Here is a 22,088-nt window from a genome sequence, read left to right as displayed (position 1 = left end):
CATGCCGCCGGCCGCGGCCAATGCCAGCAAGGGGGGCGCGGCAGCGGGAGGCGTGGACAAAGCCTGGCTCAGGCTGAGCCAGGCCGGAAAGAGGGCCAGCGCGCTGCCGGCGGCTAGCCGAGCCAGGCTCCAGCCCAGGCGTCGGCCGATCCAGCGCCGCGCACGCGGCCACAGCAGGCGGCCGGGAGCGCGGCGGGATGGCGGGGCGCGCAGCAGCGCCGCGGCGAGGGTTTGGCTCAGCGTCCTCAGCGGGGCGGGCAGCCAGGGCAGGGGAGCCAGGGCCTGGCGGCGCCTGCGCCAGCGAGCCGAGGCTGCGGCGGAGAATAGCGTGGCGGCGAGCAGCGCCAGCGGGGCGGCGTGGCCAAGCCACAGCGCCGATGCGGCAGGCGCCAGCCAGGAGATGGCCACGCAGCTGATGGCGGCCAGCGCGGCTAGCGCGGCGTAGTCGAGGCAATGCCGTTCCTGTCGGCTAGCGGCCGCTGCGGAGCTGGGATTGAGCGGGTTCATGCGGCAGGGCGGAGGCTAAGCGCCGCCGCCGAAGCCGTGGCGTCGGTATGGGCGCGGAAAGGGCAAGGCGGGCGAGCGGCATCGAGTTTACGCCGGGCGGGTGGCCGGCAACGGTTTGCTTGCCTTAATAATGGATCATGCGGCGGAGCCGGACAGCCTTATCTGGCGCGGAAAGCAAAACGCCGCCCGGAGGCGGCGTCGGCGGGGCTGCTGGCGTCAATCCAGCAACAGGCCCTCCAGCGTGCGACGGTAGATGTCGGCCAGCGGCTCCACGTCGTCCGCCGCCACGCACTCGTTGAGCTTGTGTATGGTGGCGTTGATGGGGCCGAACTCCACCAGTTCACGCGCGATGCGCTTGATGAAACGGCCGTCCGAGGTGCCGCCGGTGGTGGACAGCTCGGCCCGGGCGCCCGACACTTCGGCGATGGCGCGGCCCAGGGCCTCGGTCAGCGCGCCCGGCGGCGTGATGAAGGGCTGGCCGGACAGCTGCCAGTGCAGCTCATAGCCGAGTCCGTGCTTGTCCAGGATTTGGTAAACCCTTTCCTTCAGACTTTCCGCCGTGCTTTCCGGCGAGAAGCGGAAATTGAACAGGATTTCGCAGTGGCCGGGGATGATATTGGTGGCGCCGGTGCCGGCCTGGATGTTGGACACCTGCCAACTGGTGGGAGGGAAAAAGGCGTTGCCCTCGTCCCAGCGCGTGGCGGCCAGCTCCGCCAGCGCGGGCGCCATCAGGTGGATGGGGTTCTTGGCCAGCTGCGGATAGGCGATATGGCCCTGGATGCCATGCACGATCAGCCGGCCGGACAGCGAGCCGCGGCGGCCGTTCTTGATGGTGTCGCCTAGTCTCTGCTCCGAGGTAGGCTCGCCGACGATGCAGTAGTCTATGGCCTCGCCGCGCGCTTCCAGCGCGTCCACCACCTTCACTGTGCCGTCCACCGCCACGCCTTCCTCGTCCGAGGTGATCAACAGCGCCAGCGAGCCCTGATGGTTCGGGTGCTCGGCGACGAAGCGCTCGCAGGCGGTGACGAAGGCGGCCAGCGAGGCCTTCATGTCCGCCGCGCCGCGGCCGTAGAGCAGGCCGTTGCGCACGGTGGGCTCGAACGGCGGGCTGTCCCATTTGTCCAGCGGGCCGGTGGGCACCACGTCGGTGTGGCCGGCGAAGCAGAACAGCGGGCCGGCGCCGCCGCGGCGCGCCCAGAAGTTGTCCACGTCGCCGTGGCGCATCTTTTCCACAGCGAAGCCTATGGCTTCCAGCCGGGAGATCATCAGCGCCTGGCAGCCCTCGTCGCGCGGGGTGACGGAGTCGCGGCGGATCAGCTCGCGGGTCAGTTCCAGCGTCGCGCTCATAGACCGAATCGCTCCGCCCATTCGGCCTCGGCGAAGCCTACGCCTGTCTTGCCGTCCCATTCCAGCACCGGGCGCTTGATCACGGACGGCTTGTCCAGCATCAGCGCGACGGCGCCTTCCAGGCTGTCTGCGGCGGTTTTGACTTCGTCCGGCAGCGCGCGCCAGGTGGTGCCCTGGCGGTTCACCAGCTTGGCCAGCGGCACCTGGGCGGCCCAGGCGTGCAGGCGCTCGGCGTCTATGCCTTGCTTTTTGAAGTCATGGAAGTGGTAGTCGATGCCGTTGTCGGCCAGCCATTGGCGGGCCTTCTTCACGGTGTTGCAGTTGGGAATGCCGTACAGGGTAATCATGGGGTGGGTTTACAGGTCCAGTTGAATGCTGTCGAAGCTGGCCGCGCTGGCGGGGCCGGGCTTGTTTTTCGTCGCGGGGCCTTCTTTCGCCTGATTGACCAGCCAGTATAGATTGGTCGGCGAGTCGGCGTTCCTGAGCGCTTCCTCCAGCGTGATGCGGCCGTCTTGGTACAGCTGGTACAGCGCCTGCTCGAAGGTTTGCGCGCCATCGCTCATGCTGCTTTCGATGGCTTCCTTGATTTTGTCTATCTCTCCGCTGCGAATCAACTCGGAGATGTGAGGGGTATTGATCAGCAGCTCCACCGCCGGCACCCGGCCGCCGTCCACCGTGGCTACCAGGCGCTGCGACACCACGGCGCGCAGCGAGGCCGACAGGTCCAGCAGCAGCGAGTTGCGGTTTTCCGGCGGGAAGAAATTGATCACGCGGTTCAGCATGTGATAGCTGTTGTTGGCGTGCAGGGTGGAGATGCACAAGTGGCCGGACTGCGCGTAGTTGACGGCGTGGATCAAGGTTTCCGCGTCGCGGATCTCGCCTATCATCAGCACGTCCGGCGCCTCGCGCATGGCGTTTTTCAAGGCGCGGGAGTAGGACAGGGTGTCGAAGCCCACTTCGCGCTGGTTGACGATGGACTGGTCGTGGCGATGCAGGAATTCGATCGGGTCCTCCACCGTCAGAATATGGCCGCGCATGTTCTGGTTGCGCATCTGCAGCATGGCCGCCACCGTCGAACTCTTGCCGGAGCCGGTGGCGCCCACCACTAGGATCAGGCCGCGCTTCAGCCGGATCAGCTCCCCGAGCTTGGCCGGCAATTCCAGGTTTTCCAGCGAGGGAATGCTGGGCACGATGTAGCGCACCACCATGCTGACCGAGCCGCGCTGCCAGAAGATGTTGATGCGGAAGCTGCCCAGGCCGGGAATGGGATGGCCGAGGTTCATCTCGCGCTCGCGCTCGAACTCGGTGACTTCCTGTTCGCTCATCAGGCTGTAGGCCAGTTGCTTGACCATCTCCGCGGTCAGCGGCTTCTCGTTGATGGGCTGCAGTTCGCCGGACAGCTTCAGCATGGGCGGCGCCGAGCTGGTCATGAACAGGTCGCTGGCCTTCTTTTCGGCCATCAGCTTGAAAAACGGCAACATCAGCATGAATCGGGTCCTGAACGGCGTTTTGGGGTAGGCCACTATAGTCTAGCCGCCGTCTCCGGTCTTGTGTTTGTTCGTGACAAAACAAAAGCCGCCCCGGAGGGCGGCTTGGCAGGCGCGGGGCGGATCAGGCCTGCTTGGCGGTTTCCTGGTCGCGCAGGGCGCGGCGCAGTATCTTGCCGACATTGGTCTTGGGCAGCTCGCTGCGGAACTCCACCAGCTTGGGCACCTTGTAGCCGGTGAGGTTTTCGCGGCAATGGCGGATGACTTCCTTGTCGGTCAGCGCCGGGTCCTTCTTGACCACGAAGACTTTGACTATTTCGCCGGACTTGTCGTCCGGCACGCCTATGCAAGCCACTTCCAGCACGCCCGGATGGCTGGCCACCACGTCCTCGATCTCGTTGGGATAGACGTTGAAGCCGGACACCAGAATCATGTCCTTCTTGCGGTCCACCAGCTTGACGAAGCCTTCCGGCGTGATCATGGCCATGTCGCCGGTGGCGAGGAAGCCGTCCGCGCCCAGCACCTTGGCGGTTTCATCCGGGCGCTTCCAGTAGCCGCGCATCACCTGCGGACCGCGGATGCACAGTTCGCCCTGTTCGCCTTGCGGCAGCGGCTTGCCTTCGGCATCGCGGATCTCGATCTCGGTGGAGGGCACTGGCAGGCCTATGGTGCCGTTGTACGCCTTGAGATCCATCGGGTTGATGCAGGCGGCCGGGCTGGTTTCGGTCAAGCCGTAGGCCTCGGCCAGCGTGACGCCGGTGACGGCTTTCCATTTGTCGGCCACGGCCTTTTGCACCGCCATGCCGCCGCCCAGCGTCAGCCGCCAGGTGGAGAAGTCCAGCTTGGAGAACTCCGGGTTGTTCAGCAGCGCGTTGAACAGCGTGTTGACGCCGGTGATGCAGGTGATCGGATACTTGCCCAGCTCCTTGATGAAGCCGGGGATGTCGCGCGGGTTGGGGATCAGCACGTTCAGCGCCCCCAGCTCGGTGAACACCATCAGGTTGGCGGTCAGCGAGAAGATATGGTACAGCGGCAGCGCGGTGACGATGACTTCCTGGCCTTCGCGCACCAGGGTATTGACCCAGTTGCCGGCCTGTAGCATATTGGCGACGATGTTGCGATGCAGCAATTCAGCGCCCTTGGCCACGCCGGTCGTGCCGCCGGTGTATTGCAGGAAGGCGATGTCGTCGTGCCCCAGCGCTACCTTGTCATACGGTTTGGCGGCGCCGGCGGCCAGTGCGTCGTTGAAGCGGACGTGGCCGGGGATATGCCACGGCGGCACCATCTTCTTGACCTTGCGCACCACGAAGTTGGCCAGCTGGCGCTTGGGGAAGCCGAACATGTCGCCGATGGAGGCGATCACCACGTTCTTGACCTGGGTGCGCGGCAGCACCTGCTCCAGCACGCTGGCGAAGTTTTCCAAGATGACGATGGTTTCTGCGCCGGCGTCTTTCAGCTGGTGTTCCAGCTCGCGCGGGGTGTACAGGGGGTTGACGTTGACCACCACGCCGCCGGCGCGCAGCGCGCCGAATACCGAGATGGGGTATTGCAGCAGATTGGGCATCATGATGGCGACGCGGTCGCCCTTCTTGACGCCCAGCTTGTGTTGCAGGAAGGAGGCGAAGCGCGAGCACAGCGCGTCCAGTTCCGAGTAGCTGAGCACCTTGTCCATGCAGGCCATGGCCGGGCGGTCGCCGAACTTCTTGACGCTGCGGTCGAACACTTCGATGACCGACTGGAACTGATTGATGTCGATCTCGTGGGCCACCCCAGCCTGGTAGTTTTTAAGCCACACCTTATCCATAAATCCAGGTTTCTCCGTCGTGCGGTTTTAGCGAACATCGCCCCGGCGCGCGCCGGAGGCGATTCGGTCTAGCGAGTCGCTGTTTTTTGTCGTCGTTGTCTTGGCGGCCGGGGCCGCTGCGGTCAAACTTGTGTTTGATCCGCGGTAATGTACCGTAACTGAAAAACTCTCGCAAAAATTGTCTGGCATGGGCACGGGGCGGGGCAGGGTCACGCAAGTCTCGGGCAGGTTTCCTTTTTTTGGGAAATAGGTTACAATCGCAGCGGTTAGGGATGGGCGTTTCGCCCATTTTTTATTTGTGGAAAAAGCAATGGATGTTCGTTTGCTGCTGGAAAACACCCTGCCGGGTCTCGGCTATGAATTGGTCGACTTTGAAATGACCCAGGGTGGCGGTTTTCGCGTGTTTCTCGACAAGCCCGGTGGCATCACCGTGGAAGACTGCGTGCTGGTGAGCAATCACCTGACTCGACTGTTCATGGTCGAGAACGTGGATTACGAGCGCTTGGAAGTGTCTTCGCCGGGCCTGGACCGTCCTTTGAAGAAGGAAGCCGATTTCGTCCGCTTTGCCGGTCAGCTCGCCAAGATCAAGACGCGGATGCCGATCGAGCAGCAGAAGAAATTTACCGGTCGTCTTGCCGGGGTCGAAGAAGGCTCCGTGAGGCTGGAAGTGGATGGCCGCATCGTGGAAATTCCGTTCGCCAACATCGACAAGGCTCGCATCGAGCCTGAGTTCTGATGCCTGGACGGCGATAGCCCGCGCTAAAGGACAAAATTCGGAGAGGAATGCATGAGTCGCGAGATTTTGTTGCTGGTTGATGCCCTGGCGAGCGAGAAGAATGTCAGCAAGGATGTGGTGTTTTCCGCCCTTGAGATGGCGCTTGCCTCGGCCACCAAAAAGAAGTTTACCGATGACGAGATGGATGTGCGCGTCGAAATCGACCGCCACACCGGGCAGTACCAAACCTTCCGCCGCTGGCTGGTGGTGGAAGACGAGCTGTTGGAATCCGAAAGCAAGGAAATCGGCCTGATCGACGCGCGGGAGCGCGATCCGCGCATCGAACTGGGCGCCTTCATCGAAGAGTCGATGGAAGCCGTGGAGTTCGGCCGCATCGGCGCGCAGACCGCCAAGCAGGTGATCCTGCAACGCATCCGCGACGCCGAGCGCGAGCAGCTGCTGAACGAATTCCTGCAGCGTCGCGAGCACCTGGTGATCGGCACCATCAAGCGCATCGAACGCGGCAACGCGATCGTGGAGTGCGGCAAGCTGGAAGCCGTGCTGCCTCGCGACCAGATGATTCCGAAAGAAAACCTGCGCGTGGGCGACCGCGTGAAGTCCTACCTGCTGCGCATCGATCGCCAGGGCCGCGGCCCGCAGCTGATCCTGTCGCGCACCGCGCCGGAATTCCTGACCAAGCTGTTCGAGCTGGAAGTGCCGGAGATCGAGGAAGGCATGCTGGAAATCCGCGCCGCCGTGCGCGATCCGGGCATGCGCGCCAAGATCGCCGTCAAGGCCAACGACGCCCGCATCGACCCGCAGGGCACCTGCATCGGCATGCGCGGCTCCCGCGTCCAGGCCGTGACGCAGGAACTGGCGGGCGAGCGCGTGGACATCGTGTTGTGGGCGCCGGAACCGGCCCAATTCGTCATCAACGCCCTGTCACCGGCTGAAGTGAGCCGCATCATGGTCGACGAAGACAATCACAGCATGGACGTGGTCGTAGAGGAAGAGCAACTGGCGCTGGCTATCGGCCGCAGCGGTCAGAACGTCAAGCTCGCCGCTGAACTGACCGGCTGGTACTTGAACATCATGACCGTGACCGAGGCCGAAGAGAAGCACCTGGCCGAAGACACCGCGCTGCGCCAGCTGTTCGCCAGCGCGCTGGGCGTGGAAGAGGACATCGCAGCCAAGCTGGTGAACGAAGGCTTTGCCGCGCTGGAAGAAGTGGCCTACGTGCCGCTGGAAGAAATGCTGGAAATCGAAGGCTTCAACGAGGAGCTGGTGGGCGAGCTGCGCAGCCGCGCCCGTGATGCGCTCCTGACACAGGCCATTGCGTCCGAGGAACAGGTCGAGAACGTATCCGACGACTTGAAGGACATGGAAGGCCTGGATGCCGAGCTGGTTCGCAAGCTGGCCGCAGGCGGCGTGACCACCCGCGACGATCTGGCCGACCTGGCCGTTGACGATCTGGTGGACATGACCGGCATGGAAGCGGAAGCTGCACGCGCAATCATCATGAAGGCGCGCGAACACTGGTTCAACCAGTAAGGCTTTCTCGGGAAGTATTTACGGAATTTGGGAAGACGAATGGTTTTGACGAATGTAAAACAATTTGCCAGCGAGATGAATCTCACGCCGGAACGCCTGCTTGAGCAGCTGCGTGCCGCGGGCGTGAGCAAGCGCTCGCCGGAAGACACCCTGTCGGCGCAAGACAAGTCCCAGCTCTTGGACTATCTGAAGCGCGCGCACGGTGCGCGCGAGGACGGCGGCATTACGCTGACTCGCAAGTCCACCAGCGAGGTGAGAAAAGCCGACGGCGGCACCGTGACCGTGGAAACGCGCAAGAAGCGCGTGGTGGCGCGTCCGGAAGAAGCGCCGCGCGCCGAGGCCGCCAAACCGGCCGCTCCGGCGCCTGTCGCCGCGCCGGCGGAAGCCAAGCCGGAGCCGAAGGTCGAGGCCAAGCCGGAACCGAAGCCGGAGCCGAAGGTTGAGGCCAAGCCGGAACCGAAGGTCGAAGCCAAGCCCGAGCCGAAGCCGGAAGTCAAGCCTGAGCCGAAACCGGCTGCGGCGCCGGCTCCGCGCACGGTCGCCTCCATCCTGTCGCCGGAAGAAATCGCCGCGCGCGAAGCGGAAGAAAAGCGCCAGGCCGCTTTCCGCGCTCGTCAGGAAGCGCTGATGCGCGAAAAGATCGAGCGCGAAGAGCGTCGCCAGGCTGCCAAGCTGGCCGCCTCTCAACCGGCTCCCGCGCCGGCTCCGGTAGTGGAGCCGCCGCGCGAGGAACGTCGCGAAGAGCGCCGTGATGATCGTCGCGGCGCGCCGTCCGGCGATCGCGGCCCGCGTCCGGCCGGCGATCGTGGCCCGCGTCCGGCTGGCGCCGGCGACCGCGGCCCGCGCCCGGCTGGCGCTGGCGATCGTGGTCCGCGTCCGGCTGGCGCCGGCGACCGCGGCCCGCGCCCGGCTGGCGATCGTGGCCCGCGCCCCGCAGGCGACAACCGCGGTCCGCGTCCGGCTGGCGACAATCGCGGCCCGCGTTCGGCTCCTGCCGCAGCGCCTGGCGCGCCGGTCATTCCGGCGACCGTCGCCGGTCGTCCGGACGCCAAGAAGGGCGGGAGCAGCAACAATAAGAAGGGCGGCGACCGCTGGGACGATAAGAAGAAGGGCGGCCGCGGCGGTTTGAAGACCCGCGGCGGCGATGCTAGCGGCGACTGGAAGTCTCGCGGCGGCAAGGGCAAGGGCAAGCAAGGCAATAATCAGCACGCCTTCCAGGCGCCGACCGAGCCTATCGTGCATGAGGTTCTGGTGCCGGAAACCATCACCGTGGCCGAATTGGCTCACCGCATGGCCGTCAAGGCCGTGGAAGTGATCAAGGCGCTGATGAAGATGGGCATGATGGTCACCATCAACCAGGTGCTGGACCAGGAAACCGCGATGATCGTGGTGGAAGAAATGGGCCACAATCCGAAGGCCGCCCAAGCGGACGATCCGGAAGCCTATTTGGAAGTGACCGGCGGCGAGACCGTGGAAGTGGTGGAGAAGCCGCGTTCCCCGGTGGTGACCGTAATGGGCCACGTCGACCACGGCAAGACCTCGCTGCTGGACTACATCCGCCGCGCCAAGGTCGCCGCGGGCGAAGCCGGCGGCATTACCCAGCACATCGGCGCCTACCACGTGGAAACCCCGCGCGGCATGATCACCTTCCTGGATACCCCGGGTCACGAAGCGTTTACCGCGATGCGTGCCCGCGGCGCCAAGGCGACCGACATCGTGGTGCTGGTGGTGGCGGCGGACGACGGCGTGATGCCGCAGACGATCGAAGCGATCCACCACGCCAAGGCCGCCAAGGTGCCGATGGTGGTGGCGGTCAACAAGATCGACAAGCAGGGCGCCAATGTCGAGCGCATCCGCCAGGAACTGGTGGCGCACGAAGTGGTGCCGGAAGATTGGGGCGGCGACACCCAGTTCATCGAAGTGTCGGCCAAGATGGGCCTGAATATCGACGCGCTGCTGGAAGCCATTCTGCTGCAGGCTGAAGTGCTGGAGCTGAAGGCCCCGGTGGATTCGTTGGCCAAGGGCATCATCGTCGAGGCTCGCCTCGACAAGGGCCGCGGTCCGGTCGCCACTCTGCTGGTTCAATCCGGCACGCTGAAGAAGGGCGATGTGATCTTGGCAGGCACGGCATTCGGCCGCGTCCGCGCCATGATGGACGAAAACGGCAAGGCCATCGAGTCTGCCGGTCCGGCCATCCCGGTGGAAATCCTGGGTCTGTCCGACGTGCCGCAAGCCGGCGAAGACGCGATGGCGCTGGCCGACGAAAAGAAAGCGCGCGAAATCGCGCTGTTCCGCGCCGGCAAGTTCCGCGACGTTCGTCTGGCCAAGCAGCAGGCCGCGAAGCTGGAGAACATGTTCGCCCAGATGGCCGAAGGCGAGGTGCAAACCCTGTCCATCATCATCAAGGCCGACGTGCAAGGCTCGTACGAAGCGCTGGCCGGCAGCCTGCAGAAGCTGTCCACCGAAGAAGTTCGCGTGGGCATCCTGCACTCCGGCGTGGGCGGCATCAGCGAATCCGACGTCAACCTGGCGATCGCTTCCAAGGCCATCGTGATCGGCTTCAACACCCGAGCCGACGCCGCCGCGCGCAAGCTGGCGGAGAACGAAGGCGTCGACATCCGTTACTACAACATCATTTACGATGCGGTGGACGAGGTGAAGGCCGCGCTGTCCGGCATGCTGGCGCCGGAGAAGAAGGAACAGGTGCTGGGCACCGTCGAGATCCGTCAGGTGATCACGGTTTCCAAGGTGGGCAATATCGCGGGTTGTATGGTGACCGACGGCATGATCAAGCGCAGCGCTTCGGTCCGTCTGATCCGCAACCACGTGGTAATCCACACCGGCGAACTGGACTCGCTGAAGCGCTTCAAGGACGACGTGAAGGAAGTGAAGCAGGGCTACGAATGCGGCCTGATGCTGAAGAACTTCAACGACATCCAAGAAGGCGACCAGCTGGAAGCGTTCGAGATCGTGGAAGTCGCGCGCTCCCTGTAATCGGGACGCCAGGGGCGGGTGCCGCGTCGGCCGGAAGGCCGATGGGCGCTCGCCCTTTTTCGTATTCGCCACGACGCCCGTCCAAGCGCATGCCATAGCGCGTGCGTTTGGACGGGCCCCGTGGCTTGGCGGCCGCATGGGCCGCGCCAGAACAGAATGGGAAGTAATATGGCCAAAGCCAAAAAAGGTTTCTCCCGCTCGGACCGCATCGCCGAGCAGATCCAGCGCGAGCTGGCCGAACTGACCCGCAAGGGCCTGAAAGACCCGCGCGCGGGTTGGATCACCATCACTTCGGTGGAAGTGACCCGCGACTATTCCCACGCCAAGGTGTACTACACGGTAATGGTGGAATCCACCCGCGAAGCCACCCAGGAAGCGCTGGACAGCTCTACCGGCTATCTGCGCAACGAACTGGGCCGCGCCATCAAGATGTTCAGCATGCCGCAGCTGCATTTCGTCTATGACGACTCGGTCGAGCGCGGCATGCATCTGACCAGCCTGATCAACCAGGTGGCGCGCGAGGATGCGGAGAAGTTCGGTTCCCTCGCGGAGGACGAGGCCGGCGAGGGCGAGGGCAAGGCCGAATGAGCAAGCCGCGCAGCAATCGCCGCCATATTGATGGCGTGCTGCTGATCGACAAGCCTTACGACATCTCCAGCAACAACGCGCTGCAAAAGGCGCGCTGGCTGCTGAATGCGGCCAAGGCCGGCCACACCGGGGTGCTGGATCCGCTGGCTACCGGCTTGCTGCCGGTGTGCCTGGGCGAGGCGACCAAGTTTTCGTCTTATCTCTTGGACGCCGACAAAGGCTACCGCGCCACGATCAAGTTCGGCGTGGTGACCACTACCGGCGACGTGGAAGGCGAGGTGGTGTCCGAGCGGCCGGTGAGTTTCAGCCGCGAGCAGCTGGAAGCCGCGCTGGAGCGTTTCCGCGGCGAGATCAGCCAGGTGCCGCCGATGTATTCGGCGCTGAAGCACCAGGGCAAGCCGCTGTACGAGTACGCCCGCGCCGGCATCGAAGTGCCGCGCGAGGCGCGCCAGGTCACCATACGCAAGCTGGAACTGCTGTCCTTCGACGAGGTGTCGGCCGAGATCGAGGTGCTGTGCACCAAGGGCACGTATATCCGCACCCTGGGCTGCGACATCGGCGAGGCGCTCGGTTGCGGCGCGCATCTGACCGCGCTGCGCCGCACCGCCACCGGCGGTTTCGGCCTGGAACAGTCGCATGCCTTGGCCGATCTGGAGCAACTGGACATGCCGGCTCGGGAAGCCTTGCTGATGCCGGCGGATGTGCTGGTGATGCATTTCCCGCAACTGGAGCTGCCGGAGGGCGAGATCGGCAAGTTTCTGCACGGCCAGCCCGTGCGTTTTGAACAAAAGTGTGAGAAAATGCAACGCTTCCGGGTTTACGAGCAATCGTCCCGGAAATTCGTGGGGCTGGGCGAGGCGCGCGGCGATGGCCGCCTGCATCCGATCCGGCTCCTGGCGAACCAGGCCCAGGCCCAGGCCTGATTCGCGAATTACCGGAGTGTGGGATGGGTTGGGTTTTCCGGCTCGCCGCACTTGTCGGGTTTCAAACCCCCTACTGATATGGAGTAATCCAAATGGCAATGACCGCCGCTCAAAAAGCAGAAATCGTTAAAGGCTTCCAACGCGCTGAAGGCGACACTGGTTCGTCCGAAGTTCAAGTTGCCCTGCTGACCGCACGCATCAACGACCTGACCCCGCACTTCAAGGCCAACACCAAGGACCACCACAGCCGTCGTGGTCTGCTGAAGCTGGTTAGCCGTCGTCGCCGTCTGCTGGACTACCTGAAGCGTACCGACGCTGACGCTTACCGCGCGCTGATCACCCGCCTGGGCCTGCGCAAGTAATCGGCATACGGTTCTGAAAAAGTCGCAGCTCGCTGCGACTTTTTCACACCGGCAGTTCGCGAGTTTTTATTGCTACAACGGGGGGAGCCTCTACAAATTCCGATCCATCGCTCGGTCAGAATTTATAGGGGTTCCCGTTGTTTTTTTCCGGCTCGCATTTTTAGCAATCGAACCAAGAATAGGGAAACCCAAGTGTTCAACAAGATCACCAAAACCTTCCAGTTCGGCCGTCAAACCGTCACCCTGGAAACCGGTGAAATCGCCCGCCAGGCGTCCGGTTCCGTAGTGGTGTCGGTGGACGACACCGTCGTCATGGTCAGCGTGGTGGGCGGCAAGTCCGTCAAGCCGGGCCAAGACTTCTTCCCGCTGACCGTGGACTACCTGGAGCGCACCTACGCCGCCGGCAAGATCCCGGGCGGCTTCTTCAAGCGCGAAGGCAAGCAGTCCGAGAAGGAAGTGCTGACCAGCCGCCTGATCGACCGCCCGATCCGTCCGCTGTTCCCGGAAGGCTTCTACCATGACGTGCAAATCGTCGCCACCGTGCTGTCGCTGAATCCGGAAGTGGATTCCGACATCCCGGCGATGATCGGCGCCTCCGCCGCCCTGGCCATCTCCGGCCTGCCGTTCGCCGGCCCGATCGGCGCCGCCCGCGTCGGCTACGCCAATGGCGAATACATCCTGAACCCGACCAAGACCGAACTGCAAACCTCGCAGATGGACCTGGTCGTCGCCGGCACCCAGCGCGCCGTGCTGATGGTGGAATCGGAAGCCAAGGAACTGCCGGAAGCCGTGATGCTGGGCGCCGTGGTGTTCGGCCACGAGCAGATGCAAGCCGCGATCAAGGCCATCAACGAGCTGGCCGACGAAGTGAACCCGGTGATGTTCGACTGGGCCGCTCCGGTCGCCAATGAAGAGCTGATCGCCCAGATCCGCGGCATCGCCGGCGAGAAGCTGGCTGAAGCTTTCCGCCTGCGCCAGAAGCAAGCCCGCACCGTGGCCATCAACGAAGCTTGGGCCGCGGTCAAGGCCGGCCTGATCAACGAAGACACCGACACCCTGAAGGCCAACGAGATCAAGGGCATCTTCAAGGGTCTGGAAGCTGAAATCGTCCGCGGCCAAATCCTGGCCGGCGAAGCGCGCATCGACGGCCGCGACACCCGCACCGTGCGTCCGATCAGCATCCGCAACAACGTGCTGCCGCGCACCCACGGCTCCGCCCTGTTCACCCGCGGCGAAACCCAGGCCATGGTGGTGACCACGCTGGGCACCAAGCAAGACGAGCAGATCATCGACGCGCTGGCCGGCGAATACACCGAGCGCTTCATGCTGCATTACAACTTCCCGCCGTACTCCACCGGCGAAGCCGGCCGCATGGGCCCGCCGAAGCGCCGCGAAATCGGCCACGGCCGCCTGGCCAAGCGCGCGCTGGTTGCCGTGCTGCCGCCGGAAGACGAATTCGGCTACTCCATGCGCGTGGTGTCGGAAATCACTGAATCCAACGGCTCCTCGTCGATGGCTTCCGTGTGCGGCGGCTGCCTGTCGCTGCTGTCCGCCGGCGTGCCGCTGAAGGCGCACGTGGCCGGCATCGCCATGGGCCTGATCCTGGAGGGCAACCGCTTCGCCGTGCTGACCGACATCCTGGGCGATGAAGATCATCTGGGCGACATGGACTTCAAGGTGGCCGGCACCGCCGGCGGCATCACTGCGTTGCAGATGGACATCAAGATCCAGGGCATCACCAAGGAAATCATGCAGGTTGCGCTGGAGCAGGCCAAGGAAGGGCGTATCCACATCCTGGGCCTGATGAAGGAAGCCGTGGATGGCCCGCAAGAGCTGTCCGCCCACGCTCCGCGCCTGTACGTGATGAAGATCAACCCGGAGAAGATCCGCGAAGTGATCGGCAAGGGCGGCGAAACCATCCGCTCCATCACTAAGGACACCGGCTGCGAGATCAACATCGAAGAAGACGGCACCATCACCATCGCTTCGGTGAGCAACGAGGGCGCGGAAGCGGCCAAGAAGCGCATCGAAGAGATCACGGTTGAAGTGGAAGTGGGCAAGGTGTACGAAGGCACCGTGGTCAAGATCCTCGACAACAACGTCGGCGCCATCGTCTCCATCCTGCCGGGCAAGGATGGTCTGGTTCACATTTCGCAGATCGCCAACGAGCGCATCAAGAATGTGTCCGACCACCTGAAGGAAGGCCAAGTGGTCAAGGTCAAGGCCATCGAAATGGACGACCGCGGCCGCATCCGCCTGTCCATCAAGGCCCTGCTGGAAGAAGAAGCGAAAACCGCCCAGGCGACCGCTGAATCCTTCGGCCTAAAGGCGCAGTAATCCGCTTGCCGCCATCTCGTTCGTGGGATGGCATGTGAAAAAACCCCGCTTAGGCGGGGTTTTTTTTGGGGGGAATGGCGCCTGTGGTGGATGTGGAGTTTCTATTGTTCCAATTATTTGACATTGCAGGATGCAATTTGGTAGATTTATTTGTCATCAATGGCTGTTCATGAATAATGAATGGTATGCTATGCGCTTTTCCAGAGGCGAAGTATTTATTTAGATTGAGTGTAGTTTAAAATATGAGAGAAATGATCGATGATAAATCGGAAAAACAGCTTATGAGTCAGCGAGATTTTCTAATGAATGGTCTTGTGTGGCAGGAGTCGCTTCTTCAAAATTATCGCGGCTTTCATTTAAATATGCAAAGTTTTGTTTTGTCGGCAGGATTTGCTGTTTTTGCAGTTCAAATTTCTTATATTTCTCAGATCAAAATTGGGGATGCGCTTTTGATAGCCCCCCTTAAGAGTCAGCTTGGTTTCTTTTTTTTACTTCTCCTGCTTTTTTGTTTTCATTTTTGGGCATCAAGAAGATTTAAAGTCGTTGTTAGCAATCGCGCTAATGCGGTGAGCTATTTTCAATATTTTGTCCTGATGGCAGAGAGCCAGCTCCTTTCTGAGGAACGAATTTTTTTGAATTTTAAAAAATGGCAAAAAGGCGGCTGTGCTAAACCTGAAAAATATATTAGCACGGATGGGGAGCAGTTAAGATTGGAAGGGGAGATCAGAGATTTAATATATGACGGCAATGGAAAGACAAGGCATTTAATTGATGGGCAGATTTTTAGACTAATATCTATTGGGTGGTGGATTATAATCTCGCTGAGCCTTTTATTGTCAATCCATTTGCCATTTTAAGGCTGGAGCTGCGCACTCGGATTGAGTGGAGCCTTGTAGGGCGGGCAGGCCTTCGGCCTTGCCCGCGCGCCAGGCGCAGATAAGTGGCTGCAGTTTGGGGGAGCAAGCTTGGTCAAATGAATCGCGGGTATGGCCTGTTCGGCCAACCCGCGCTACGGATGGGTTCAGTTTCCCAACAGTGGCCGCAATTTCGCGCGGGCCTCGCGCAGGACGCGCGCTGTGGTGTCCCAATCGACGCAGGGGTCGGTGATGGAGCAGCCGTAGCGCAGCTGGGACAGGTCGGCCGGTATCGGCTGGTTGCCGGCTTCGAGGAAACTTTCCAGCATGAGGCCGCGTATGCTGCGGTTGCCATGCGCGATCTGGGACACGGCGTCGGCCAGCGCCACGGGCTGCAGCGCGTGGTTTTTCCAGGAATTGCCGTGGGCGCAGTCCACCATGATCACCGGCGGAATGTCGCGCTTCTTCATCGCGTGCTCGGCCAGCGCGACGCTGACCGAGTCGTAATTGGGCCGGCCGCCGCCGCCGCGCAGCACCAGATGGCAGTGCGGATTGCCGCGGCTGTTGACCGCTGCCACGCGGCCGGCGTGATCCAGACCGAGGAAAGCATGCGGGCTGCTGGCGGAGACGATGGCGTTCAGCGCCGCCTCCAGCGTGCCGTCGGTGCTGTTCTTGAAGCCGACCACGCTGTCCAGCGCCGAGGCCAGCTCGCGGTGGGTTTGCGATTCCGTGGTGCGCGCGCCGATGGCGGTCCAGCTGTACAGGTCGGCCAGATAGAGCGGAGACAGCGGGTCCAGCGCCTCGCCGGCCAAGGGCAGGCCCAGCTCGGCGGCGCAGAGCAGGAAGCGGCGCGCGATGTGCATGCCTTCGTCCACGCAGCAGCTGTCATCCAGATACGGGTCGTTGATCAGGCCTTTCCAGCCCACACTGGTGCGGGGTTTCTCGAAGTAGGCGCGCATGGCGATCAGCAGCGTGTCGCCCAGCTCGTCTGCCAGTTCCGCCAGGCGGGCGGCGTAGTCCAGACCGGCGCGTGGGTCGTGGATGGAGCAGGGGCCGACCACCACCAGCCAGCGCGGGTCTTTGCCCGCGATCACTTGCTTCACGGCGGCGCGGCCGGCATGGACCGATTGCGCCGCGCGCGCGCTTTGCGGCAGGCTGCGCAGCAGCTCTGCCGGGCTTGGCATGGGGCGGTATTCGGCCTGGCTGGCCGGAGGCAGGGCGGGGCCGGCGGCGCGAGAGGGGCTGTCCGGCCTGGCGAGGGTAGTCATTGGGTATTCTCCACGAAGCGATCCGCCAACGGTCAGCGGAAGCGCCCCGTTGTTTGCGGCGGGGACGGCCGAGACCGTCCCGGATGAGAGGGCGTGCGACAGGGCGGCGCGCTGTCCATGTCAGGCCGCCAGCGTCGCGCCGCCGTCCACCACGATGTCTTGCATCGTGATGTGTCCGGCCAGGTCCGAGGCCAGGAACAGCACCGCGTCGGCAACATCGGCCGGCGTGGCCAGCTTGCCCAGCGGAATGCCCAGGCGGAACGCTTCCGGCTTGCCGGCGATGGCGCCCGCCGTGCCGCCGCCGCCGGCGCACATGGCGCGCAGCATGGGCGTGTCGGTGGAGCCGGGCGACACCACGTTGCAGCGCACGCCGTAGGGCGCCAGCTCCAGCGCGGCGTTGTGGCTGAGGCTGGCCATCGCCGCCTTGGACGCGCCATAGGCGGCCATCTCCAGGCGCGGCACGTGGCCGGCGTTGGAGGCGACGTTGACGATGGCTCCGGCGCGGCGCGCCTTGAAGTGCGGCAGCAGCGCGCGCAACAGGTGGAAGGGGCCGCTGACGTTGACGGCGAAGCACTGCCGCCAGTCTTCCGGCGACAGCGCGTCGAGCTGGCCCAACCGCAGCACGCCGGCGGCGTTGACCAGCACGTCGGGCAGGGCGTCTTCCTCAGTTAGCCGCCGGCACAGCGCGGCCACGGCGTCGGCGTCGCGGATGTCCAGCGGCAGCTCGCGCCGCGCGCCATCGCGGGCGCTCGGGCTGCTGAACTTCATATCCAGCGCGACGACGCGGGCGCCTGCGTCGACGAAGCGGCTCGCCACTTCCTGGCCTATGCCCTGGGCCGCGCCGGTCACCCACACGCATTGGCCGCTGAAATCGAATCCGCGCATGCTCAGGCCTCCTGCGGCAGCTTGGCTGCTATGGCCGTCCACCAGCCGTTCAGCGTCGGCAGGCGCGCCAGGTCTTCGAAACTGATGTCGAGTCCGCGGGCCTGCCATTGCGCTACCAGCTCCATCAGGCGGATGGAGTCCAAGCCGTAATCGAGCAGATTGTCGTCGCCGGCCAGGCTGTCGTCGCCATCGGACAATGCGCTCAGGATCTGCGTTTTCAGCCAGTCTCGGGTGAAGGCTTGCTCGCCATGGCCGCTCAGCGAGGAGGCGGCGATGACCGCGCCGCAGCGGGTGGCGACGTAGCGCAGCGCCATCTTGTGCTCGTCCTCGCTGAAGTCCGCCACCGCGTCGCCGACCATGAAGGCCTGGATGTCGCGCATGAAGGCGTCGCAGGCGGTCATCAGGCAGCCGATGTGGGCGTAGACGCCGCAGATCACCAGCTGGTCGCGGCCCCAGGCTTTCATCTTTTCTTGCAGATCGCTGCGCTGGAAGGCGCTGTAGCGCCACTTCACCAGCACGGTGTCCTGCTCGCGCGGGGCCAGCCGCGGCGTCACTGCCTGCAGCGCCGGGTCGGCGGTGGTCAGGCCGGGCCCCCACATATCGTTCAGCAGGGCGCGGTCTTCCGCTTTCTGCTCGGTCGGCTGCGCGGTGTAGACCACCGGCACGCCGTGGCTGTCAGCCCAATCGCGCAATGCTGCGACGCGGGCGATCAGCTCCTGCATCTGCGGGCTGTCTTCGCCGTAGAAGGCCAGGAAGTAGCGCTGCATATCGTGGATCAGCAGAGCGGCGCGTTGGGGCGCCACGCGCCAGGCGGTTTTGTTGGCGGGAAAATCGGCCGCCTGCGGCAGCGGGTAGGCGTTCAGCTTGGGGATGCTCATGGCGTTCAGGCTCCGGCCGCGGCGGCCAGCATGCCGCGCAGCGCTTGTTTGTCTATTTTGCCGACATGGGTCAGCGGCAGGGCGTTTAGCAGTTCGAAACGGTCGGGCAGTTTATAGTCGGCTACGCCTATCTCGCGCAGGAAGCGGCGCAGCGCCACCGACTTCAGACCGTCGCCATGCGGCACGATGAAGGCGCAGCTCTTCTCGCCCAGCATGCTGTCCGGCATGGCCACCAGCGCGGCTTGGGCCACTTGCGGGTGTCGCAGCAGCAGGTGCTCGATTTCCTCGGCGGCGATCTTCTCGCCGCCGCGGTTGATCTGATCTTTCACCCGACCCACCACGCGCAGGTTGCCGCGCTCGTCCGCCACCACCACGTCGCCGGAATAATAGAAGCCCTCGTTGTCGAACACGCGGGCGTTGTGCTCCGGCGCCAGGTAGTAGCCGCGGAAGGTGTAGGGGCCGCGGGTGGCCAGCATGCCGGGCGCGCCCGGCGGCACCGGATGGCCGGCTTCGTCCACCACCTTCACCTCGTCGCCGTCGCTCATGGGCCGGCCCTGGCAGCCGTATACGATGTCGTCGCCGTCGTCCAAGCGGGTGTAGTTGACCAGGCCCTCGGCCATGCCGAACACCTGTTGCAGCTTGCAGCCCAGCACTTCCGGCACCTGGCGGGCCAAGGATTCGGCGAAGCTGGCGCCGCCGACTTGCAGCAACTGCAGGCTTCTCAGCAGGGCCTCGCGGCCCGGCGCGGCCTGCAGCCACAGCGCGACGGCAGGCGGCACCAGCGCGGCGACGTTCACTTGATGGCGCGCGATCAGGGCGAAGCAGGCCAGCGGCTCCGGACTGGACGCCAGCGCCACCGCGCCGCCGGCGTGGAACACGCCGAGCGCGCCCGGCGAGCTGAGCGGGAAGTTGTGCGGCGCCGGCAGCGCGCACAGGAAGCGGGTATGCGGGCCGAGTTGGCAGATCTCGGCGCTGCGGCGCACGCTGTAGAAGTAGTCGTTGTGGGTGCGCGGAATCAGCTTGGGCGTGCCGGTGCTGCCGCCGGACAGCTGGAAGAAGGCGACTTCCGCCGCGTCGGTCGGGCCGGCTTCGGCCGGCAGTTCGGCATCGCTTTGCAGCGCGGTTTCCAGCGTGTCATGGGCGAACAAGCGAAGACTTAGTGGCGGCGAGATTGCGGCCAGCTCGTCCGCCATCGCGTCGTCGCCGAACAGCGCGTGCTGCCTGTCGGCGATCAGCAACTTGGGCTGGATCTGCTTGGCATAGGACGACAATTCCAGCCTCTGGTGGCTGAACAGCGCGTTGACCGGCGCGACGCCCAGCTTGAACAGCGCGAACAGGACGGCGTAGAACTCGGCCACGTTAGGCAGCTGCACCAGGGCGGCGTCATGGCGGCGCAAGCCGCGCGCGTGCAGCCAGGCGGCCAGGCTGCTGGACTGGCGATCCAGCTCGGCGTAGCTGATTTCGCGCTCGCCGCAGAAGATGGCCGGCGCGTCCGGGCGCTCGCGGCATTGCCGCGCCAGCATTTCGGTCATGGGCTGATCATTCCACCAGCCGGCGGCGCGGTAACGGGCGGCCAGTTCGGCCGGCCAGGGCATGAAGGCGATGCTCATGCCGCCTCCTGGCCGGACAGGCCGAAGGCGCCCAGCATGGTGGCGAGCTTGGCCTGAGTTTCCGCCCATTCCGATTCCGGCGTGGACGCCTCGACGATGCCGGCGCCGGCGAACAGGCGGGCGCGGCTGCCGTCCACGGTGGCGCAGCGTATGGTCACCGCCCATTCGCCGTCGCCTTCCTCGTCGCACCAGCCCACCATGCCGCTGAACACGCCGCGCTGGAACGGTTCGATTTCGCGGATCAGCTCGCGCGCGGCCGCCGTGGGGAAGCCGCAGATGGCCGGCGTGGGATGCAGCAGGCAGGCCAGCCGCAGCGCCGTCATGGCCGGATCGGCCAGCCGGCCCGCTATCGTCGTGCCCAGGTGCCACATGGCGCGGGTGCTGAGCAAGGACGGCGCATCCGGGATGGACAGTTCCGCGCAGTGCGGCGCGAGCAGATTGCGGATGTCGTCTATTACCAGGCTGTGCTCGTAATGGTCCTTGGCCGAGCGCAGCAGCGCGTCGGCGGCGGCTTGGTCGGCCGCGGCGTCCGCCTGGCGCCGCGCGGAGCCGGCCAGCGGGAAGGTGTGGACGCTGGCGCCGTGCCGGCGCAGTAGCAGCTCGGGGCTGACACCCACCAGATGGCCGCCTTCGGCCAACGGCAGCTGGAACTGGTAGCCGCCTGGATTCTGGGCGCACAGCGCGTCGAACACGCGCTCCGCCGCCAGCGGCGCGGCGAAGTCCACTTCGTAGACGCGGGACAGCACGGCCTTGCGCAATTCGCCCTGGCGGAGGCGCGACACGGCCTGGCCAACCGCTGACTTGAACGCCGGCTCGTCCGGCACGCTGCGCGCGGCTATGGCCTGGCCGACAGCCGCGGCGCGGCGGGCGGCGGCGTCCAGCCGTTCCGCGCGGTCAAAGAAAGCGTGGCAGGACGGAATGAACAGCTCGGACGGCTCATCCATGTCGAAGGGGATGGCGCCCATCAGCACCGGCTGCTCTATGCCGTCGGCGCGCGCGCGGGCCAGCGCCTGGGCCGCCGCCGCCTGGAAGCCCGGGTGGCTGGCCGGCAGGCGGAGGCGGGAGTGGATGCCGGCGGCTTTCAAGCTGCGGTGGGCGGACAGGAAATAAAACACGTCGTCGACTGCTAGGTTCGTCACGGCTGGCGTGCTCATGGCAGGCTCCAGATGATAATGATAATAATTATCGTTCAAAGTTATGTTCAATGCGGGATGAAGTCAATAGAAAAAATGCGCATTTATGCTTTTGGGTTTTATTTCGTGCTTAATGTATGGAATTGGCTATGTGTTCATGCTTGCGCGAGGCCGAGCCTGGCGGCCCCGCGCAGTCTGGTTTTAGCCGGCGCCCAGGCGGCGCGCCAGCGTTTCGCCGATCCGGCGCAGCGGCTCCGGATCGCTCATGCCGAAGTGGTCGCAATCCAGCTCCACGATGTCGAGACGGCCCTTGAGGAAGGGCGCCCAATCGCCGGGCGAGGGCGCGTCGGCGGGATGGCGGCCGGCGCGGAACAGCAATGCGTCCCCGTCGCAGATGGGCGTGGGGCTGTCGCGGAACAGCCGCATGCCCTGCCACGAGGCCTGCGCCAGCTTCTCCAGCGCGGCGCGGCCCAGGGAGGCGAGCGGGCTGCCGGGGCGTAGCAGGCGCTGGTAGACGGCCTCGTTGTCCAGCGGCCGCCCGTCCGCGTCGGCGTCCACTTCGCCATTGACGCTGAGCACGGTCACCAGCGCGTCGTGCAGCGTGGGCTGCGGCCGCTCCCGCCAGCAACTGACTGGGTAGCTGTCCATCAAGGCCAGCAGCGATACGGTTTCTCCGGCCTGGCGCAGCCGCGCTGCGATAGCCTGCGCCAGCGCGCCGCCCAGCGACCAGCCGAGCAAGCGGTACGGACCCTGCGGCTGAATGGCGCGGATGCGGGCGAGGCAGCCATCCGCCATGGCGTCGAAGCTGGCCGGCGTCTCGCCGCGGATGCCGGCGGCCTGCAAGC

At 64.6% G+C, this 22,088-nt stretch carries 19 protein-coding genes; 8 read left to right on the top strand and 11 right to left on the bottom strand.

Features of this window, described 5'->3' with window-relative positions:
• From C2I19_RS09460 to C2I19_RS09440, 5 genes are all read right to left on the bottom strand, one after another.
• Positions 1-507: hypothetical protein (locus tag C2I19_RS09460; RefSeq protein WP_199181122.1), on the bottom strand; the 507-nt coding region annotated here is incomplete at its 3' end.
• Positions 508-723: 216 nt separating this feature from the next.
• The gene (dapE, locus tag C2I19_RS09455; protein ID WP_103902453.1) at positions 724-1,854 is read right to left on the bottom strand and encodes a succinyl-diaminopimelate desuccinylase; all 1,131 of its coding nucleotides are present in this window, start codon (positions 1,852-1,854) and stop codon (positions 724-726) included.
• Positions 1,851-2,201 (bottom strand): arsenate reductase, encoded by a 351-nt coding sequence (locus C2I19_RS09450; protein ID WP_103902452.1) that lies wholly within the window; start codon positions 2,199-2,201, stop codon positions 1,851-1,853. The genes dapE and C2I19_RS09450 overlap by 4 nt, the downstream gene beginning before the upstream one ends.
• Positions 2,202-2,210: 9 nt before the next feature.
• On the bottom strand, positions 2,211-3,341 hold the full coding sequence (locus tag C2I19_RS09445; RefSeq protein ID WP_103902451.1) for a PilT/PilU family type 4a pilus ATPase: 1,131 nt from the start codon (positions 3,339-3,341) through the stop codon (positions 2,211-2,213).
• Positions 3,342-3,465: 124 nt separating this feature from the next.
• Positions 3,466-5,145: a long-chain-fatty-acid--CoA ligase gene (locus C2I19_RS09440; RefSeq protein ID WP_103902450.1), complete on the bottom strand. Its 1,680-nt coding sequence runs from the start codon at positions 5,143-5,145 to the stop codon at positions 3,466-3,468.
• A 310-nt stretch (positions 5,146-5,455) separates the two neighbouring features.
• Here C2I19_RS09440 and rimP point away from each other — a divergent pair, with 310 nt between their 5' ends.
• The 8 genes from rimP to C2I19_RS09400 all read left to right on the top strand — a co-directional run bounded on the left by rimP (position 5,456) and on the right by C2I19_RS09400 (position 15,472).
• Complete coding sequence (gene rimP / locus C2I19_RS09435; RefSeq protein ID WP_103902449.1) at positions 5,456-5,881, top strand: ribosome maturation factor RimP; 426 nt, start codon at positions 5,456-5,458, stop codon at positions 5,879-5,881.
• 51 nt (positions 5,882-5,932) lie between these two features.
• The gene (gene nusA / locus C2I19_RS09430) at positions 5,933-7,411 is read left to right on the top strand and encodes a transcription termination factor NusA (RefSeq protein WP_103902448.1); all 1,479 of its coding nucleotides are present in this window, start codon (positions 5,933-5,935) and stop codon (positions 7,409-7,411) included.
• A gap of 39 nt (positions 7,412-7,450) precedes the next feature.
• Positions 7,451-10,405 (top strand): translation initiation factor IF-2, encoded by a 2,955-nt coding sequence (infB, locus tag C2I19_RS09425; RefSeq protein ID WP_103902447.1) that lies wholly within the window; start codon positions 7,451-7,453, stop codon positions 10,403-10,405.
• 168 nt (positions 10,406-10,573) lie between these two features.
• Positions 10,574-10,993 (top strand): 30S ribosome-binding factor RbfA, encoded by a 420-nt coding sequence (gene rbfA / locus C2I19_RS09420; RefSeq protein ID WP_103902446.1) that lies wholly within the window; start codon positions 10,574-10,576, stop codon positions 10,991-10,993.
• Positions 10,990-11,916 (top strand): tRNA pseudouridine(55) synthase TruB, encoded by a 927-nt coding sequence (gene truB / locus C2I19_RS09415; RefSeq protein ID WP_103902445.1) that lies wholly within the window; start codon positions 10,990-10,992, stop codon positions 11,914-11,916. The genes rbfA and truB overlap by 4 nt, the downstream gene beginning before the upstream one ends.
• 92 nt (positions 11,917-12,008) lie before the next feature.
• Positions 12,009-12,278 carry a 30S ribosomal protein S15 gene (rpsO, locus tag C2I19_RS09410; protein ID WP_103902444.1) on the top strand — a complete coding sequence of 90 codons (270 nt, stop codon included), beginning with the start codon at positions 12,009-12,011 and terminating at the stop codon, positions 12,276-12,278.
• A gap of 192 nt (positions 12,279-12,470) precedes the next feature.
• On the top strand, positions 12,471-14,615 hold the full coding sequence (gene pnp, locus C2I19_RS09405; protein WP_103902443.1) for a polyribonucleotide nucleotidyltransferase: 2,145 nt from the start codon (positions 12,471-12,473) through the stop codon (positions 14,613-14,615).
• Between the two features lie 251 nt (positions 14,616-14,866).
• Complete coding sequence (locus C2I19_RS09400; RefSeq protein ID WP_103902442.1) at positions 14,867-15,472, top strand: hypothetical protein; 606 nt, start codon at positions 14,867-14,869, stop codon at positions 15,470-15,472.
• A gap of 164 nt (positions 15,473-15,636) precedes the next feature.
• On the opposite strand, the gene C2I19_RS09395 is transcribed toward C2I19_RS09400, so the two are convergent.
• The 6 genes from C2I19_RS09395 to C2I19_RS22250 form a co-directional block, all read right to left on the bottom strand.
• A complete protein-coding gene (locus C2I19_RS09395; RefSeq protein ID WP_103902441.1) occupies positions 15,637-16,737 on the bottom strand; it encodes a 3-deoxy-7-phosphoheptulonate synthase in 1,101 nt (366 codons plus the stop codon).
• Between the two features lie 120 nt (positions 16,738-16,857).
• On the bottom strand, positions 16,858-17,622 hold the full coding sequence (dhbA, locus tag C2I19_RS09390; protein ID WP_103902440.1) for a 2,3-dihydro-2,3-dihydroxybenzoate dehydrogenase: 765 nt from the start codon (positions 17,620-17,622) through the stop codon (positions 16,858-16,860).
• A gap of 2 nt (positions 17,623-17,624) precedes the next feature.
• Positions 17,625-18,500 (bottom strand): isochorismatase, encoded by an 876-nt coding sequence (locus tag C2I19_RS09385; RefSeq protein WP_103902439.1) that lies wholly within the window; start codon positions 18,498-18,500, stop codon positions 17,625-17,627.
• 5 nt (positions 18,501-18,505) lie between these two features.
• Positions 18,506-20,110: a (2,3-dihydroxybenzoyl)adenylate synthase gene (locus C2I19_RS09380; protein ID WP_103902438.1), complete on the bottom strand. Its 1,605-nt coding sequence runs from the start codon at positions 20,108-20,110 to the stop codon at positions 18,506-18,508.
• A complete protein-coding gene (locus tag C2I19_RS09375; RefSeq protein WP_103902460.1) occupies positions 20,107-21,264 on the bottom strand; it encodes an isochorismate synthase in 1,158 nt (385 codons plus the stop codon). The genes C2I19_RS09380 and C2I19_RS09375 overlap by 4 nt, the downstream gene beginning before the upstream one ends.
• A gap of 180 nt (positions 21,265-21,444) precedes the next feature.
• Positions 21,445-22,088: alpha/beta fold hydrolase (locus tag C2I19_RS22250; RefSeq protein WP_199181121.1), on the bottom strand; the 644-nt coding region annotated here is incomplete at its 5' end.

The sequence above is a fragment of the Chromobacterium alticapitis genome (assembly GCF_002924365.1).
Classification (GTDB): domain Bacteria; phylum Pseudomonadota; class Gammaproteobacteria; order Burkholderiales; family Chromobacteriaceae; genus Chromobacterium; species Chromobacterium alticapitis.
This window is presented reverse-complemented; position numbering and strand designations above follow the sequence as displayed.